The sequence below is a fragment of the Bilifractor sp. LCP21S3_A7 genome (genome assembly GCF_052118825.1).
In the GTDB taxonomy this organism is placed as follows: Bacteria; Bacillota; Clostridia; order Lachnospirales; family Lachnospiraceae; genus Bilifractor.
The window spans coordinates 38,505-56,110 of record NZ_JBQKGL010000009.1 but is presented as its reverse complement, the minus strand read 5'-3'; the positions used below and the strand labels follow the sequence as shown (position 1 = coordinate 56,110).

Annotated in this window: 18 protein-coding genes and 1 tRNA gene; 9 read left to right on the top strand and 10 right to left on the bottom strand. The window is 45.6% G+C overall.

Annotated features, from left to right (window positions below):
- Nucleotide 1: 1 nt before the first annotated feature.
- From ACTQ1O_RS09450 to ACTQ1O_RS09440, 3 genes are all read right to left on the bottom strand, one after another.
- Nucleotides 2–835: a hypothetical protein gene (locus ACTQ1O_RS09450; RefSeq protein WP_441101254.1), complete on the bottom strand. Its 834-nt coding sequence runs from the start codon at nt 833–835 to the stop codon at nt 2–4.
- Between the two features lie 74 nt (nt 836–909).
- The gene (locus ACTQ1O_RS09445) at nt 910–1,800 is read right to left on the bottom strand and encodes a hypothetical protein (protein WP_279199013.1); all 891 of its coding nucleotides are present in this window, start codon (nt 1,798–1,800) and stop codon (nt 910–912) included.
- Between the two features lie 9 nt (nt 1,801–1,809).
- On the bottom strand, nt 1,810–2,154 hold the full coding sequence (locus ACTQ1O_RS09440) for a DUF2712 domain-containing protein (protein WP_441487054.1): 345 nt from the start codon (nt 2,152–2,154) through the stop codon (nt 1,810–1,812).
- Between the two features lie 564 nt (nt 2,155–2,718).
- On the opposite strand from ACTQ1O_RS09440, the gene ACTQ1O_RS09435 reads away from it, so the two are divergent.
- Both ACTQ1O_RS09435 and ACTQ1O_RS09430 read left to right on the top strand, forming a co-directional pair.
- Nucleotides 2,719–3,921 carry a hypothetical protein gene (locus ACTQ1O_RS09435; protein WP_330684135.1) on the top strand — a complete coding sequence of 401 codons (1,203 nt, stop codon included), beginning with the start codon at nt 2,719–2,721 and terminating at the stop codon, nt 3,919–3,921.
- Nucleotides 3,837–4,385: an IS66 family transposase gene (locus ACTQ1O_RS09430; RefSeq protein ID WP_441487127.1), complete on the top strand. Its 549-nt coding sequence runs from the start codon at nt 3,837–3,839 to the stop codon at nt 4,383–4,385. The genes ACTQ1O_RS09435 and ACTQ1O_RS09430 overlap by 85 nt, the downstream gene beginning before the upstream one ends.
- 196 nt (nt 4,386–4,581) lie before the next feature.
- Here ACTQ1O_RS09430 and ACTQ1O_RS09425 read toward each other — a convergent pair whose 3' ends face one another.
- The 3 genes from ACTQ1O_RS09425 to ACTQ1O_RS09415 all read right to left on the bottom strand — a co-directional run bounded on the left by ACTQ1O_RS09425 (nt 4,582) and on the right by ACTQ1O_RS09415 (nt 6,307).
- Entirely contained in the window at nt 4,582–5,016 is a 435-nt protein-coding gene (locus tag ACTQ1O_RS09425) for a hypothetical protein (RefSeq protein ID WP_279199012.1), read from the bottom strand.
- 33 nt (nt 5,017–5,049) lie between these two features.
- Nucleotides 5,050–5,685: a hypothetical protein gene (locus ACTQ1O_RS09420; RefSeq protein ID WP_441487053.1), complete on the bottom strand. Its 636-nt coding sequence runs from the start codon at nt 5,683–5,685 to the stop codon at nt 5,050–5,052.
- A gap of 406 nt (nt 5,686–6,091) precedes the next feature.
- Nucleotides 6,092–6,307 (bottom strand): transposase, encoded by a 216-nt coding sequence (locus ACTQ1O_RS09415; protein ID WP_441475034.1) that lies wholly within the window; start codon nt 6,305–6,307, stop codon nt 6,092–6,094.
- 1,042 nt (nt 6,308–7,349) lie between these two features.
- On the opposite strand from ACTQ1O_RS09415, the gene ACTQ1O_RS09410 reads away from it, so the two are divergent.
- The 7 genes from ACTQ1O_RS09410 to ACTQ1O_RS09380 all read left to right on the top strand — a co-directional run bounded on the left by ACTQ1O_RS09410 (nt 7,350) and on the right by ACTQ1O_RS09380 (nt 14,064).
- Nucleotides 7,350–7,667, top strand: a complete 318-nt coding sequence (locus ACTQ1O_RS09410) for a DUF3847 domain-containing protein (RefSeq protein ID WP_279199010.1) — start codon at nt 7,350–7,352, stop codon at nt 7,665–7,667.
- Nucleotides 7,668–8,008: 341 nt separating this feature from the next.
- The gene (locus tag ACTQ1O_RS09405; protein ID WP_279199009.1) at nt 8,009–8,374 is read left to right on the top strand and encodes a hypothetical protein; all 366 of its coding nucleotides are present in this window, start codon (nt 8,009–8,011) and stop codon (nt 8,372–8,374) included.
- Nucleotides 8,371–10,011 carry a MobQ family relaxase gene (gene mobQ / locus ACTQ1O_RS09400; RefSeq protein WP_279199008.1) on the top strand — a complete coding sequence of 547 codons (1,641 nt, stop codon included), beginning with the start codon at nt 8,371–8,373 and terminating at the stop codon, nt 10,009–10,011. Before ACTQ1O_RS09405 ends, mobQ begins: the two co-directional genes overlap by 4 nt.
- Nucleotides 10,012–10,178: 167 nt before the next feature.
- Complete coding sequence (locus ACTQ1O_RS09395) at nt 10,179–10,895, top strand: CHC2 zinc finger domain-containing protein (RefSeq protein ID WP_441487052.1); 717 nt, start codon at nt 10,179–10,181, stop codon at nt 10,893–10,895.
- Entirely contained in the window at nt 10,828–12,174 is a 1,347-nt protein-coding gene (locus ACTQ1O_RS09390) for a virulence-associated E family protein (RefSeq protein ID WP_279199019.1), read from the top strand. The genes ACTQ1O_RS09395 and ACTQ1O_RS09390 overlap by 68 nt, the downstream gene beginning before the upstream one ends.
- 309 nt (nt 12,175–12,483) lie before the next feature.
- Entirely contained in the window at nt 12,484–12,762 is a 279-nt protein-coding gene (locus ACTQ1O_RS09385) for a helix-turn-helix domain-containing protein (protein WP_279199006.1), read from the top strand.
- A gap of 42 nt (nt 12,763–12,804) precedes the next feature.
- Nucleotides 12,805–14,064 (top strand): site-specific integrase, encoded by a 1,260-nt coding sequence (locus ACTQ1O_RS09380; protein ID WP_441487051.1) that lies wholly within the window; start codon nt 12,805–12,807, stop codon nt 14,062–14,064.
- Between the two features lie 135 nt (nt 14,065–14,199).
- Here ACTQ1O_RS09380 and ACTQ1O_RS09375 read toward each other — a convergent pair.
- The 4 genes from ACTQ1O_RS09375 to ACTQ1O_RS09360 all read right to left on the bottom strand — a co-directional run bounded on the left by ACTQ1O_RS09375 (nt 14,200) and on the right by ACTQ1O_RS09360 (nt 17,575).
- A tRNA-Pro gene (locus tag ACTQ1O_RS09375) sits at nt 14,200–14,273 on the bottom strand.
- Nucleotides 14,274–14,478: 205 nt separating this feature from the next.
- On the bottom strand, nt 14,479–16,026 hold the full coding sequence (locus tag ACTQ1O_RS09370; RefSeq protein WP_441487050.1) for a nitrite/sulfite reductase: 1,548 nt from the start codon (nt 16,024–16,026) through the stop codon (nt 14,479–14,481).
- A 186-nt stretch (nt 16,027–16,212) separates the two neighbouring features.
- Entirely contained in the window at nt 16,213–16,854 is a 642-nt protein-coding gene (locus tag ACTQ1O_RS09365) for a hypothetical protein (protein WP_441487049.1), read from the bottom strand.
- Nucleotides 16,855–16,915: 61 nt separating this feature from the next.
- Entirely contained in the window at nt 16,916–17,575 is a 660-nt protein-coding gene (locus ACTQ1O_RS09360) for an ABC transporter ATP-binding protein (RefSeq protein ID WP_441487048.1), read from the bottom strand.
- Nucleotides 17,576–17,606: the final 31 nt, after the last annotated feature.

Here is a 17,606-nt window from a genome sequence, read left to right as displayed (position 1 = left end):
ATTACTGTACGTCCTCTTTCATGCCCTTCTTTATGAAAATGAAAAAAAACAAAACAAGAGCCGCTGCTATGGCCAGTCCGGCATAAAGAGGGTGTACCGTTGATCCATACCCCGCCATGGAAAAATAAATTGGTGAAAAATCATACATACCCGTCACACTGCAAAGGATATGCCAGATCAGCTGTAAAAAGAACGGAATAATAATCACTACAACCAGATAATCTGAAAGAAAACAGCACAGCAGTGCTATTCCGGCATAAAATCCGCCAATCAATCCATCAAACAGAATAAATAGCAATAAGTAAACGGTCGGATGAGAGAAATACAGCTGATAACCCGGGGTTGTTATTGAGATGCCATTTCCAAATATTGAACTCGGCAATAAATTTGGAAGCAGGACAAGTGAAAACAGGTAATTCATCAATAATGGCAGCATCGTAATAATTGCCCCGGCTATGATACTGCCGCAAAATTTGGTTTGAAGATATTTTCTTCTGTCAACCCTGACCAGTATTGATTTGAGGTACCCTGCATGCAGATCCTCAAAAAAAGTGATCGCATAGGGCATGGAAGCAATAATCGGTAATAACATAAAGAACAAAAACGCTTCTACCGAAGTGCCACTTCCGATCATGCACTTTACCGATGCTGTGTTGGGCTGCAGAGAACGCAATTTTTCATAAAAAAGCGTATGATTCGCAAGAGATGCAGGGACCTGCTCCCTGAAAATCTGCGTCAACGCAATGCAGGCGCCAGTCAGAAGGCCTACCCAAGTCCCGCTGTTCTTCATACTTCTTTTTATACCGATAAGAAATAAACTTTCTGACTGGTACACCCTGCACGCTCCTCTCTCATAAAGGCATTTTCATATAGCACGCTTATCATTCGTTCAGAACTGATGATAAATACTCAGTTTAAAACAACATAGCCATTTAAATCACGACTGCCTCCCACAGTACCGGAAGGATTAATTTCCAGCCAGAGCAGATGGTTATTCACACACTCATCCGGAGGAAGGAATACAATCTTCTTTTCAATCGTTTCTCCTGAAGGGATACTTTCCTGAAAGTATGATTTTGAAAAACCTCTGTCATCCGATACTGCAATCACTTCACCTGTGTAATTCGAACTCATTCCAACTCTAAGCCACAAATCCCCCCAGAGAAGGCCATCGTAATCTTTCTTGGAATCATTGGTCACACTGATATCGACGATAAGACATGAATATCCATTTAAGATATTTCCCTGATCATCTACTTCTGCAATACCATAATTTGCAATTTTTTCACGTGCATTTGCTGAAAGTGTGTCCGGCAGTTTTTTCTGGACCTCAAACGCGGGATTAACATTAAAAGTCAGGGGTTCAGAATAAGCATTATAGTAATCCTCTTCCGTATTCACTGCTATGGTATCAGCAAAATCGAACTTTACAGTTATATCTTCTCCTGCGCTTACACAACTATTCGGATTGATCTTTCTTCCCCTTGCATGCAGATAATTAATCAGGCCTTCCTTTCCCGTATATATCTCGGTACTGGAAGATATCTCCCCATCAGATGAGGATTTCTGATCCGGATTCTCAGCACTCGCAGAGGCTCCTGAAGAGGATACCTGATCACTATTCTGATCGTTTTCATCAACCGACACACTTACGGATGTTTGATTTTCTGCAGCATATGGGTCTGCATCAGCTCCATTGCCGCTATAAACAGGACGGCTCAAATTAAAATACCGGAAAACCAGAAGTCCTGAAATAATGGCAATGGCGGCGATAATAACAGATAACAGTTTGTGTTTCATACTTGATCCTCAGACACTATCAGGACTCCATTTTCCTGAAACAGTAGCAGACGGCACTGAAGTAATGTATAGATAGCAATCTCGTTTTCCACTTTCATAAACATAATTCGGCAAGTATCTGCTGGTTCCAGGGGCAACATAATAAGAGCTCCCATTTGCAGTATAGTTAATGCCCTGACTTCGCACCTGAACATTCACCCCCACAGGGCCATAGTGATAAATGTATGCAGACGTTGCGTCTGTTTTATCCCGTGTATGAGTTGCAAAACCATAAGATCCAGTATATCCACTATAATCCCTGTCCTCGCAGTTATTTGCAAAAACAGTCTTACCGCATAAAACAACAAACAACATTGTTAAAACAATACAAACAATTATTTTTGATCATTTTGATAATTTGAAAATCTGTTCGCTTCTCATATAGTTCTCCTTAAAAAAATACCGGTTACATGGGGTAAGTAGAGAGATAACATGTTTTCAAAGATATCAAAACCAACGGATTCACCTCCTTCCGTTCTGATAATAGCCGCATCAAACCGTTGTATTGATTTAATCCTTTGCTTTTAATATACTATTTATTTTTATTATGGTATATGACACACTTCTTTGTAATATATTTCTATTGACCAACAATATTGTTACTGTTCACGTTACTGTTCACACTCTATTATTTTTCATTGTGAAATGTGCTGAAATTTATTTTTTTAATTGTTGATAACTTCCAAGAGCAGAAGAGGTAATGTTGATAACTTCTCTGCTCTATTTTTATCCGTGTCTTTTATCCCCTATATCAGCTGTTTTTCCTTGAAAAACTCTTCCTGCGGAACATCTGAAATTGTTTTTTTCGCACTTTTCCACACTTCCGGACAGTTATCAACATGGCATTTTGACAGTACACTCACCACCCCAGAGCGTTTGATGATAGACGCATCTTTTGATCACAACTTCTCTCTTAAGCTTCAGCTGATAGCTGCCAGGAAGCGTATCGCTGCACTTGAATCAGGCGATATGTTCCGGAGGATGGTTGAATCTTATGAAAAACAGCTGTATCTGCATAGAAAGCTGATTAAAAAGCTGCGTAAAGAGCTGACTGATGCCCACCTGGAAACCATTCGTGTCCGTAATATCTGGTGGGACGCCCTGATCGAAGCGCAGAAAGGCTATGAAAAAAGTCTTTCTGATATAGAAAAAAAAGAAGAAAGTCAGAAATGGGATGCTCTTCGTGAAAGAGATAAGGCCCTTGAGGGTGAGAAGGAATGGCGGCGGAAATTCTATGAGGCAGCCTCAGAGCTGGAAGAAGAAAAGGGGAAAAACCTCAAGCTCCGAGCACAGATCAACAGGGATTACAATTCCTCTATCCCGTCTTCAAAATCAAAGAACCACAAAAAGATCTCCAACGGTCGTGAGCATACTGGAAGAAAACCAGGTGCACAGCCTGGACATCCAGGCCATAAACGCAAGAAGCAGACCCCGACGCAGGCAAGAATCGTCCTTCCTCCACCAGAGCAGGTAATGCAGAACCCAGACTTCAAGAAAACCAGACGTTCAATCGTAAAACAGATGATCGGCATACGTCTGCTGCTTGATGTACAGGAATACCAGGCAGATATTTACTATAATTCCAAGACGGGAGAAAGGGTTCATGCGGCTTTTCCTGAAGGTGTCGTTAATGATGTGAATTACGACGGAAGCATTAAGGCCTTTCTGTTTCTTCTGAATAACGAGTGCTGTGTATCGATTGATAAATGGAGACAGTTCCTCTCAGAGCTCACCAGCGGCAGGCTGAATATTTCCAAGGGGATGATTAATTCCCTGAGCAAAACATTTGCAGAGAAATCTGAAGCAGAGCTCCAGAAAGCGTTTAATGATATGTTACTTTCCCCGGTTATGCACGTGGACTGTACCAATGCCAGAGCGAATGGGGAGAGTGCATACGTGTTTGTATGCGCGACGCCGGATGGGAAAACACTCTATTTTGGACGCAATAAAAAAGCCACAGTGGTGTCACCGGCACTGTTGCTGAAGATTATCAGGGCATCCTTGTCCATAATCATGAATCAACTTTTTATAATTATGGTTCCGATCATCAGGAATGCCTTGCACACGTTCTCCGTTATTTAAAAGACGGAATGGACAATGAACCGGAACGCTCCTGGAATAAAGAAATGCGGGAGCTGATTCAGGAAATGATCCATTATCGGAACGGTCTTCCGGAAAGTGAAGTTCCGGACGAAAAGAAAGTATCCGAATATGAAAAGAAATATGACCGGATACTTGAGGATGCTATGAAAGAGTATAAAGACATCCCTCCAAGTCCTTACTACCGCGATGGATACAACCTGGCGAAAAGAATGCAGGAGAAAAAAGAGAATCACCTGCTGTTCCTGCATAACATTCTTGTACCGACAACCAATAATGCTGTAGAAAGAGCATTGCGAAAGTACAAGAGGAAGCAGGTACAGGCTGTATCGTTCCGGAGTAATGAGACAATCGAGTATCTCTGTGAATGCATGAGCATGCTTGCATTGATGCGCCAGGAAGACGGATCGAATGTATTCAGCAGAGTATCCGAAGCATTTGGATAAAAAGATAAGGCCCGATAGCCTACGACTGGTATCAGTCTAAGCTATGGGGCCTGGTGGTGCAGGCATACGTCTGAACAGTAACAGGGTGTCAGCCCAGCTTGGATAACTTTTAGTGGAAATTTTTTGAGAAGTTCACATTCATTCAAAATCTTTCAATGCTGTTCATTTTTTTGCAAAATAAACTAAGATGTAATTGCTACCTCCTAAATCCATTCTGTTCATCCGTTCTGTTTAGATGCCTCCGTCTGCCTGCGTAAATTAAAGTAATTATTCCGTAGCCAAGCATCACAAAAATAAGAGGGTGGACATATATTTCCACTAGACTAAATGTACAATATCCCACACCTAAAATCATGATATTGATGGAGATCACCAAAATACCACTCATGAACTCTCTTTTCATTGTATCCTCGCCTCTATTTCTTGTTGCAAGAAACAGAAACACACCTGTCAAAAGCCCCGGAAAAACGGTATACAGCAACAAAAGAAACGGCAGAATTGAGGTGGGATTTGACCTTATTAAAAAATTAAGGGGCTCCCTACAAAACAGATCTATTAGTACCATTCCCTGTGCCAATAGAGTGAATCCCAAAATGGAGATATGGCGAGAGGCCTTTTTATTTTTATCCATGAAGATGTCTCCTTTGTGCATAAATCATACGAGTTAAAAAGCGAAGCATTGAAGATTTAAGGTCCAGCTTCGACTTGATCCCTGTGATAATCTCAAAGAAAAGTAGGCACCTAAAGATCCATTTGTTGAGTATATAGAATTATTAAATCCAGTATATAGAGAAGTCCCACTTTTTATATCGCCTTCTTTTATTTGCGTTTTCCATTGATTTGTATGTCCAGCGCCAGAGCAATTGGCTTTTATATGTGCAGCATTGCTTACAGAAGTTCCATCATTAGGATTTGGATCCCTCCAGATCCCTGATACACGAGTCAATAAATATTCTGAAGGAGCATATGCATTGTTCTCTGTATAATAAATAGTTACTGTTGCTGATATATAACCCGTCGAATCGCTTCCTGATACACTATGATTATGAGAGAAAGTTGACATTGGAACCAAATATTTATAAGTTACAGTTTGCTCATTATCATTATTTGCCAACGAACGAAGTTTAGTATCCTTATACCCTGTAATATATATGATGTCACCATTATCACTTATCAATTGACCTTGTACCGTATCTGAGAAAGCTCTATCTTTGTTGTTATTAGTACCAGCATATACAGGTGTGATGGCCATAACTAGTCCTAGAACAGCTGATGTAACAATTGCTAAAAATTTCTTCATAAGAACCCCCCCGATCTTAAAAAATTCGCCGTATTTACCAATTACGCCCGACATTAATGATTATTAGCTTCAGTAATATCTTTTATTACTGGTTTTTCTTAATGTCATAAACCGACAAGGCGATGATAATACAATCGGATATTATGGTTAATAGGTGGTGCTATAACATTCTTTTATATATCCGTTCACTGATCAAAGATGTACTATGATAAATTAGAGAGAAAAATTTAAAGAAAAGATTTTCAATACAATGGAACAACCTCGTTTTGTCATAAAAATATAACAATTAATTGATATTAACTGATATTAACTGATATTATCATAGCATATCAATTACATTATTTCAATAGCAAAAAAAGGCTCTTCGGGCATCCCTGTGGGTGAGAAATGCCATTTTATCCAGTAATTACACTGCTTCCGACACTATAGTAGGTTTTCGATTTTGAAGTGGAACGGCGATATCAGAGCATACAAGATATACGATATCCATTATATTCTGTATATTGCGAAACCCATAAGCTTTGCGGATAATCAATTTGATTTTATTGTTGGTTGCCTCAATCCTGGCATTGCTCAATCCAAGCCGGATCGTGTTAAGGATGTGATCCTTATGACGCTTAATCTTCTCATATAACCTGAATCCGTGAAACCCGCACCATATAATTTTTCAAAAGCGCAAGTTTCAATATTTGCACTTGCTTTTTGTTTTAGTTTATCTCTGAGTAAAGGTGTCAGGAACGGATTAAAAAAAGAATATAAAGTCGTTTATGTAAATTTAATCGGAACCTGACACCAGACATTCCTCCTTTGAATGATTGTGTGAGAACTACCATTCTACCAGAGAATGCCCGCTATGGACATTTTTATTGCTGCCACACCGCCTTGGGAGCGGGAATGGAGTCAGGGGATCGTGGAATAAACCGAAGCACCGTTTTCTGGTGCGAGGATTTATGCCGCGAAAGCCCTTGACGGAATGACACGGAGTACCCTTTATCCGCAGGAAGCAGGAAAACTGCTTCCCTGCCTACCCGGCGAGGGGCGGGTCCGGGCAGAGCCCGGGAGGTGACTCAAGTGTCCAACTTCATTTTACAATCGGCGAAAAAATTTATTTTTTTCAAAAATACCCCACCAAATGACCCCTTTCTGTCCATGTACTTATGAAGGGGTTTTTAAAAGATCTCTTCACCGGACCTTGACAACTGAAGAGATCTTTTATCAGGTACTTCATTTCTGTGTCTGTGCTTTGAAAGGTGCGAGCCGTTTTTCTCTGGTACGCGATGATCCGATTCGGGGAGCGAACAATACCACGAAAAAAGATCTGCGGACTGCTTCCGCGGATCAGGCGATGACAGGACGTAGAATGATACTTCCGCCTGCAGCAGGCATGACAATCCTGCAACTGGCAGGGCATTCGGACCCGGGCAGATTCCCGGGCAGGACAAATTCACTTGGACCCGTGGTGATGATCAGCAGTCATCCGCCTGATAAAATCCCTCACGCGGTCATGCTGCCGCTTCCCGGGGCAGGAGATAAATACAGGAAAAATCAGCAAACATCCAGTAACCGTAAACCATCAGTTACACAGAACCATCGCAACTGTCTCCGCACGATCTTTGTGCCTGATAGTCAGGGCTGATTCAGAAAAGCATTCATTTACCCAGGAGGTGATAAAGATAAACAACAAGAGAACACCCGAACAGCTACAGCAGGAATTAGACCAGACAAAACACCTGAAGAAATATTACGAGAATGAAATCAAGATCAGAAAGGCACAGCTCAGCCATCTGAACCGCAGAGAACGGACACACCGGCTTTGCAGCCATGGCGGCATGCTGGAGAAGTTTATTGAACGTCCGGACATGCTCTCCGACGAGCAGATTATGCAGCTTCTCTCCTTTGCCTTTCATAAAAATGATGTACAGGCACTGCTAAGACAGATGATAAAGGACGCAGAAGAAAAGAGCTATGGACAGTCCCTCTGATAAGAGGGCGCAATTATACACCCTGGCGGTTGCAATTGCGTCAAATGCCGTCCAGGTGCCGCCGACAGATCCATGCTGCAGAGCAGGTCACGCTGCCGTCCACCCGGCCGAACATCCGGTACGGCAGATGGTGCCTGCTCTGCTGATCCAGTGGGAACCATGTTCCCCCTGCGCCGTCTTCAGACGGCTACCCTCTCTTGTACATACGCATAGAGCATATAAACGAAAAACATCTGCCAACCTGCAGCCTGCTAAAAACAGAATAACCACAAACCTATACATAAGACCGACGGTTCTTTCCAATAAGAACGTTGGTCTTTTTCAGCCGAGGAGGAAATTTATTGAACAGAGAAAATATTAATCATGCGCAGCAGATGCTGCTCAAATACTGCCAGCAGCGAAAAATGACAGACATCAAAATCACAGGCATTGCCAAAGTGTCCGCCACTAATGCAGAAGGAAAGCCATTACATCTTACCGTTAATCTGTATGGCGACATCATGGACGCTGAAATAAACAGGACCATCGCAGATGGGAACACATCCCACAATATCATGCGGATCAGTGAATACCCGACGAAATGGACAGACAGGAAAGAATCAGTCCTTACAGCATGCAGAAAAGCACGAAATGCAAAAACAGAATCAAAGAATCGAGCGGACAGCAACTCTTTGTCCAGCAGGAAAAGAGATGATGCCGCGAGGTGACCTGCCCGCATTTTTCTATTTCTATCAGGTCCCGTTACAACAAGAAGACCGGATCAAAGGGATCCGCCGTAGCAGGCGCAGCCTACCAGAGTGCCCAGCGGCTGTTCTGCGAATACGACGGCCAGGCCAAGAACTATGCCTACAAAAAACCAGAGCTCGTCTACTCAGAAGTCATGCTTCCGGCAAATGCCCCGCCGGAATACGCTGACCGTTCCAGGCTCTGGAATTCCGTTGAAGCATCGGAATCAAGGTTTGATGCCCAGCTTGCGCGGAGCATTATTGCGGCACTTCCAAGAGAGCTTCCTATGGAACAGTCGATTGAAATGGTCAGGGAATTCTGCAGAAAAAACTTTGTGGACAACGGCATGTGCTGTGATATTGCCATCCATGACCCGTCCCCGCCCGGCCACAATCCGCATGTCCACATCATGCTGACGCTTCGGGGAATCGATGAGAATGGCCTCTGGCTTCCCAAATCCAGGAAGGAGTACATCCTGGACAAAGAAGGAAACAGGATCCGGCTGAAAAGCGGCGCATGGAAAAGCCGGAAGGTCGATACCGTTGACTGGAACCGGAAAGAGAATGCAGAGATCTGGAGAGGCAGCTGGGAGAAGATCCAGAACCGGTACCTGGAGAAAAACAAATGTCCGGCACGGGTAAGCCTGCAGTCTTATGCAAATCAGGGAATCGATCAGATTCCGACAGAACATATGGGACCGGCCGCAACCGCCATGGAGAAGAAGGGCATCAAGACAGACGTTGGAAATCTTAACCGCGAGATCTGGGAAGCCAACTGCCTGCTTCAGTCCATCCGTGACATGATCCGGATGCTGGCAGAATGGATCTATGCGTTTTATCAAGCTGCCCAGGAGGCGAAGGCCGGCAAGACAGCACAAGCAAAGGAGAAGGCAAAGGCAGAAGCACAGGCGGAACCTGAACCGATTTATCTGCGGGAACTGATAAAGGCAAAGCTGGATATTCGAGCGAAGGAAAGGGCCCTGTGGAGCCACCACGCACAGACAAACGGGGCCCTCCGTGATTGTTCAAACGTTATGTTTTTCCTTGAATATATGGACAATCACGGAATCCGTACGGTGAATGATTTAAACGAACGCCTCTCCGAAACGTACGAGAAAATTACCTCGATCCGCAGATCTGTGAAAGCAGCACAACGGAGGATCCAGACCATTTCCAATATCAGAAAAGCCTTGAAAGATCTCCGTGAAACCAGAGCAGTCCACGACAAATATATGCAGATCGGATGGAAAACCCGGAAAGAAAAGTTCCGCGCAGAGCATGCTGACGACCTGAACCGGTACGAATCCGCCAGCCGCTTTCTCCACAAAAATGTAACAGATGACAAGATCAGCTTTGCTGCACTTGCCAGAGAAACCAGAAAGCTGGAGAAAGATATCGCCTCGTATACCGAGGAGCTTGCCGATATACAACGCAATCTGAAGATGCTAAAGGATATCCGATATTTCGTCCGGGACCTTCTTCCGGAACTCTCTCCGGAGGAGAAGCATAAAGTGAAGGAAAAGCGTTCCGTCCGTGAACAGCTCGAGGCAAACAGACAGATACTGTCAGCAGAAGCCTGGAACAACAGATCCGGCATAAGAAAGGAGAAGAGCCGGTGAAAATTAAAATACATGAGATAATCGGCAATCTGGAGATTTAACTGAATTCTAATTGAACAGGCACAAAACCTGATCCTGGTACACCAATACATAAAGCTCTTGTCCATCTCATACGAGATGGACAAGAGCCTTTGTTATTGCCAAAGGCCACAACAGAAAGGAGGAACATGGGATTATTTCAAGATGTAAAAAATTACGTCACAGCGCGGCAGGCTGCCGAGGCTTACGGCATTGCTGTCAACCGGAACGGAATGGCAAGATGCCCTTTCCACCCCGACAGGACACCCAGTATGAAGCTTGACCGCCGGTTTCACTGCTTCGGATGCGGAGCAGACGGAGATGCCATTGACCTGACTGCCAGATTATTTGATCTGGATCCCCTGCAGGCAGCTAAAAAGCTCGTATCCGATTTCAATCTCCCTTTAAATACAGGATACAGAGATCCTGGCAAAAACAGACCGAGCCAATCGCATCAATTCACTTATTACGAAAGAAAGTCTGAAGAGAAACCCTACAGAAACTGGCTCTATGAAAACACAAGGCAGTTTCTTGAATATGAGGAGATCCTGAAGGACTGGATGCATTCGAAGGCGCCGCAGTCCCCGGATGATACATGGAATGACCAGTTCACAGAAGCCGGGCATCAGCTCCCCTACATTAAATATCTTCTGGACCAGCTGATGCTTGGGGATGAAAAGACGAGACACGAATACTACGAAAAAGCAAAAGAGGAGGTAGAACGACATGCAAAACGGGCAGAAGAGATCCGATCCGAATCAGCTGCAGAAGCAGTCGGTATCGGAAGTGATCAGAAGGATGGAGATATCGGAGAAGGGGACTCCAAAACAGAATATCGAGAACATGGTCATAGCGTTGGAATATGATCCTGTTCTTGCTGGTTCCATCCGGAAGAACGAGCTTACAGACCGGATCGACATTGTAAAACCGATGTGGTGGAAAAGAGAAGAATCAGCTCTTACTGACACAGATGAGGATTACCTCATGATGTACCTTGAAAAGATGTATGGCTTAAACAATGAGAAGAAAATACGGAAAGCACTGGCAATTACAGCCAACAATCACTGGTATCACCCCATCCAGGACAGGCTGAATGCCCTGAAGTGGGACGGCACCGAGCGGATCCGATATGTGCTGCACCATTTTCTCGGCGCTGATACTTCCGATCTGACTTATGCATGTATGAAATTATTCTTACTTGGCGGCATCAGCCGGATTTTTCATAAAGGCTGCAAGTTTGAAACCATGCTCTGTCTTGTCGGGGCGCAGGGCGCCGGAAAATCGACCTTTGCAAGGTTACTTGCCCTTCAGGATGAATGGTTCTCCGATGATCTGAAGAACCTCAACGATGAAAACGTATACCGGAAGATGGCCGGACACTTCATCATCGAATTCTCTGAGATGCTCGCCACCATGAATGCCAGAAGCGCCGAGGAAATCAAGTCCTTTCTCAGCCGTCAGAAAGAGACCTACAAGGTCCCCTACGAAACACATCCCAAGGACAGACCGAGGCAGTGCGTATTTATCGGGACCACCAACAAGAAAAAGTTCCTGCCCTTTGACCGGACCGGCGCAAGACGCTTTATGGTGGTCCAGTGCAATGCAGAGAGGGCTGAAGCAGATATCAATGAGGATGAAGCCGCTTCCAGGGTCTATATCGACCAGGTATGGGCTGAGGCTATGGAAATCTACAGGCACGGGAAATTCCGCCTTGCCCTGCCAAAGGAGATGGAAAGAAAGCTCCAGGTGTATATCAGGGAATTCATGCCGGACGATACCCGTGAAGGTGTAATACAGGGCTTCCTTGATGATTATACCGGCAAGTATGTATGCACCAGGCTTCTGTATGCAGAAGCCTTTAACCATCTGTATGACGAGCCCCGGGAGTTTGAACTGCGGGACATCTCTGAAATCATGAACACCTCTATCAAAGGCTGGAGGAAATGCAAACAGCACCGCTACAGAAAATACGGTGTGCAGTGGAGCTGGGAAAGAGACCCTGCCGCGCAGGACGTCACAGACAGTTCCAAAAACACAGGCGGGTTTTCGCCGGTTCCCCGGCAGGTGGAGATCCCTTTTGATACCCCTGACAAAAAAACAGCTTCCTGCACGAAGGAAAGTGATACTCCGGTGACGGGCAGTTGACGCCCTCCTGCCCTGTGTTTACAGGGCTTTTTGTCTATTTCCTATATATGTCACTCTACTATTATAAAAAAAAATAAATATTAAGAAAGACAGTAGATGTGTAAAGGATGGAGAAGTTTCCCGGATGAGTGACTACATTTAGTGACGCTCCGCCTTGAAGGGTGCTTTTAAAAACATCCCCCGCACAAACGCAGCACACATCCGGACATCATCGACAGAGCCGGGCCTGATCAACGCCACAAATGACTGGCCCGGTGAACCATTCCGTAAACAAAAGTATTCCATACATTTCTCAGGAGGAATCATAACATGCTTGAAAACTACCCCGAAATTCTCACACTGGAAGACGTCTGTAAAATCATGCGGATCAGCAAGCCCACCGCATCCTCTCTGATCCGCAGCCACAAGCTGGACGCACGCATGGTAGGCAGAGCCTACAGGATCAGCAAGTCATCTCTCATCCGTTTCTTTGAGGGAAACGGGGAAAATAAAGAAACAGTGGGGAATAAAGAAAATACAGAAGATATCACACAGACAGAAAAAGAAAAAACTACAAGCAGACGCAGAGAAAATGATATACTGTTATAAATAACGATTCTCAGTCTGCCGGTCACATAAGGAGGTAAAAAATTGACTGGCACATTTACTACAAAAACACATTCATCAGGAAGAACCTATTACTATATCGCACTGCGCTACAAGGACCCCAAAACAGGATTGTGGCGAGGGAAGCTTGTCAGCACACATATCCAAGTAACGGAAGCTAAAAAGAAAAAGGCACATCCCCGCCCGGTCAACGCAGACAAGCTGATGGCCAAGGCTTATAATGACTACGCCTATCTGGAAGAAGACATATCAGAGCTGTCAGCCGGTCTTGATCCCATGATCACTCTCGGAGCTTACCTGGATGTCCTTCTGCAACGCAAAAAGAACGATATCCGTACTTCAACCTACGACAAGTATACCTACCAGATCAACCGGCTTAAAAGAGACTTTGAGATCTCCAGAAAGCCCGTCAGGTCCATTACCACACCGCAGGTGAAGGCCTTTCTTGAAACGGCAAGACTCACCGGAAAAATAAACCAGAAAACCGGCGAACGTGAACCCCTCTCTGTCCGCACAGTCAGAGAGTACAAGGCTCTTCTGGTTGAGGCATTTACCTGTGCCAGAATCGATGGCTTGATAAAGTATGATCCAACTGCAGGGTTGAAGGTAAGTAATAAGTCCAACAAAAAATTCTCTGAAGACTATCTCTTCCTCAAGGAGGATGAGATCCAGGACATGTTGGAATACCTCTCCAAAAACGATGCCCCGCTTCTTCCCATTGCCTTTATGGGTGTCTACATGGGTCTGCGCAGATCAGAAATCCTCGGTCTGAAATGGTCAGCCATTGACTGGGACCATAAGATCGTACACATCCGGCACACAGTAGTGCGGGAGAGGACGGTCTATGCCGAAGATCAGACCAAATCTCTGGAGAGCAGAAGAGACCTGCATCTCTTTCCCACTGTAGAAATCTGCCTGAAAAAGATTCTTGCACAACAGATCCTGGATAAAAAGTTCTTCAAGGACGAATACCAGAACAAAGACGGCTATGTCTTCTGCTGGCCTGATGGGCACAGTTATGATCCAAACTGGGTATCACGGCGCTTCAAGACCGATATGCAGCGCTTCGGACGTCCGGAGATCACGCTTCATAAGCTCCGTCACACCTGCGCTTCCCTGCTGCTGGACAAGAACTGGAATATCAAGAAAGTACAGTACTGGCTGGGACATGAGGATCCAGACACCACACTCCGTATTTACACACATTATATGAAGCATCAGTCCAACATGGACTCCGGTATCATTGAAGATCTGAGCGCACCTGCGAGAACTTTATTCGCATAATCGGTTTTGTTATATTTTTTGTTATATCACGAAGATTCATGCAGATTTCCGGATAAAAAGGTGAAAACCCGTGAAAACAAAAAGATACCGCAACCCCCCATTCTTTAAGGATTTGCGGCATCTCCAAAACTATTATCGAGGTTACTGGATTCGAACCAGCGGCCTCTACGTCCCGAACGTAGCGCTCTACCAAACTGAGCCAAACCTCGACAGCCTCTTGATTGATGCGTTGATCAATCAGCGAGTCTTATCATACTAAATTCATTCATGAATGTCAACCCCTGTTTTTAATTTTTTTGTTTTCTTTTTCCACTCATTTTTTCACAATGAAAATGCATCGCTTGCATCAAAGAGAACAATTGTAAAAGGAGTCAGAAATTAAAACAGCATCCCTCTCAGGATTTTTTTCGCACATCAGACAGCGTACTGTTTTACCAGCTCAAGGAGTGTTTCCTCGTTTCCTTCCAGCCACTTTGCGAACGGAACCTGTTCTTTTTCGACAATTCTTCCCAGCGCGACCAGGAAGTCAGGGATATCCTTTGCCAGCAGGACGATTTTACTTTCTGCCAGCTTTTCCTTCCCCGGAATGCTGCTGCCTCCGTACGAGAAGAAGAACGCATCCACGCGGTTTCCATCCTGGTCTTTGCGGATGGCACCTCTCCACCCGATCAACCCGATCTGCTGCGCTGCGCAGGAAGAAATGCAGCCGGAGATCCGCATCCGCGGCAGCGTATGTGGGGAGAAATGCTCTTTCCGGACCGCCTCCAGGCAGTTCTGCAGCAGTTTCTGAGAATCCGCCGGACCGATGTCGCACCTTGCGTGCCCGACACAGGAGATTGACTGCTCAAAATCGCTCAAGCAGCCGTCTTTTGTAAGCTCCAGCATGCTTCGGGCCTCATCCCCAGTGCAGTTGACGATGTAAAGGCCGCCCGTCGTCGTCAGACGCAGTTCCGTCTCTCTCCAATTACGGGCCAGATCCATGATCTCCCGGAGTCTTCCCAGAGACAAATACCCTCCCTGCGGATGGTAGGCAACCGCGCAGAGCCCCTTCTGCTTCTGCGGGATAATTCTCGGATCCTCCGGCAGAGAATCTTCTCCCGTCTTCGTCACCTGCTCTTCCACGACGGACAGATCCAGATTTCCCTCCGCTTTTACTTCCTGCAGATGCAGGGCAAAGGTGCTTTTAAACCCGTCGACGCCCATGGTCTCCTGGAGAAAACGGCTCCGCGCCTTGTTCCGATTGTTGTAATTGCCATTCTCCATGTAGACATCCAGCATGGTCCTGAGGTAATAGAGAATCTCGGACGGATCCACATGCGAGCCGACCAGAACGCCAATTCTTGGCTTGATACCAAGCCCACCGGCAGCAAATACATCAAAGGTATGATCCGGATTTGCCAGAAATCCGATATCCTTCATCGTGATATGCATCTCCCCGGAAGGAAAAGAAGCGAATCCGATCTTGAACTTTCTCGGGAGCGGACGCACGCCGATGTAGCGCAGGAGATAGTCATCCGCCGCTTTCGCATAGGGCTGAACGTCAAAGTACTCTTCTGTTGCCAGACCGGACAACGGTGTAGCCGTAATGTTGTTCGGGTTGTCTCCGCCGCTTCCTCTGGTCACAATTCCTTTGTCCAGAAGACGCAGCACCAGCCTGCGGCCCGCGTGCGGATTGAGATCATGCAGCTGCAGTGCCTGCCCGGTACTGATCTTCAACGTATCCACGCCATAATAGGTGCAGGCATCCAGAATCGCCGACGCCATGCCGGCAGTCATCCGTCCGCCCGGAATACGAATCCGAAGCATCTGGTGATTGTCTCTCTGCAGATAATCGCCAAATCCCTTGGAAATGCCCGTGTACTCCCCGGCGTCGATTTCACCCTTTTCGTATTTGTGAGAGGCATTTTCAAATGCATTAAAATCTTTATAAAAACGGTTGATTGCTGAATCTTTCTTATCCATGCTTCCATCCCTTTTCTATGTGATTTCTTCATTTTGCTGATAGTCTATCACATTTCATCCGACATTTTCCGTACCATTGGAAACATTTCTTAAAAATTCAGTAAAGAAACATCATACCCCCAAAAAGCAAAAAAAACACTTAAAAGCATTTTACGTGCCACGAGCCTTTCCGCGTTTTTGCAGCGCTTATATAGCAATCTTCATCTTTACAGATTTCGGATAAACCGACAACGACAACGCATAGCTGCGATTCTCCAGATGCTTCCACTGGTTCTTGCTGAAACCGGTAGAGCTGAGCAGGGCACTTCCCGTCACCGTTACTTCCTTGCCGGGATCGAGCGGGAATTTCTGAAACTCATCCTGCGAAAGTATAAATCCGTTGTGATATGCACCCGTCACAACATATCCAAGGAGAGCCTCAGATGACTGCGGCGACGAACCAGTGTTCTTCACGCGCAGAGATATATTCACGACACGACAATGTATCTCATCGGTCACGATTCCCATATCTTCCGCCCTTACCCTCTTCTCAGAATCCTCCTGAGACATCATGGACGCGTCTTCCACCGTCACTTCAAGATCGTCTATGCAATATGTATCGCCCATGGGGATATTCACTTCCTCTTCCTGTGGCCATTCTGTGTTGACTTTCCAGTATCTCCAGCCGAACACACCGATGAAAACCGCACAGCAGAGCAACACGATCCATTTTTTCATTTTCCCGCTCCCCTTCACCGATCCGCCACCTCCCATTTTTTCATTAACCAGACCAGTCTTCCCATTATCAGACAGCATCTCGCCTTTCCGGGCTTCGATCAGCGCAAGCATCCTCTACTCATGCCAAACGGATACGGAAACGATTTCAAGTGTCCGAAATGTCTATATCTCATCATGATTCGTTCTGAACCGATAACTCCCTCCGCTCTACAATCTTTCCGTTCTTCATGATCAGCATAATGTCGGATACATTTTCCAGATCCTCCGCCTCATGCCCTGCCAAAATGACCAGCGCTCCTCTTTCTTTTTCCTCCCGGATAATCTGGAACACCATGTTTCTTCCCTCTTCATCCAGCGCATTGCACGGCTCATCCAGAATGAGAAGAGACGGTTTTTCCATGATAGCCGCTGCAATCCCGAGCCGCTGCTTCATTCCCATCGAATACTTCCGGAACTTCTTACCCGCCGCCTCGTAGATCCCCGTCCGTTTCATAGCCTCTTCAATTTCCGGATCTCCGATACGCTTGCGTATTGAAGCCAGCTCACGCAGGTTCTGCCAGCCGGTATCCTGCGGGATCAGACCCGGGTGTTCGATCATCGCGCCCAGATCCGGCGGAAAGGAAATGTCCTTTCCGATTATCTTTCCGTCTACCGAAACCGTTCCCTCCGTCAGAAAAATCAGCCCGCAAATCGCCTTCATCAGCATGGATTTACCCGCGCCGTTCCCGCCCATCAGCGAGCACACCGTTCCCCTTTCCAGTGAAAATGTAATATCCTTCAGGACCTCATCGGGTCCGATCTTTTTTCCCGCATGATTCACTTCTAGATACATGATATCCCCGCTTTCCCATTATAATGTATGC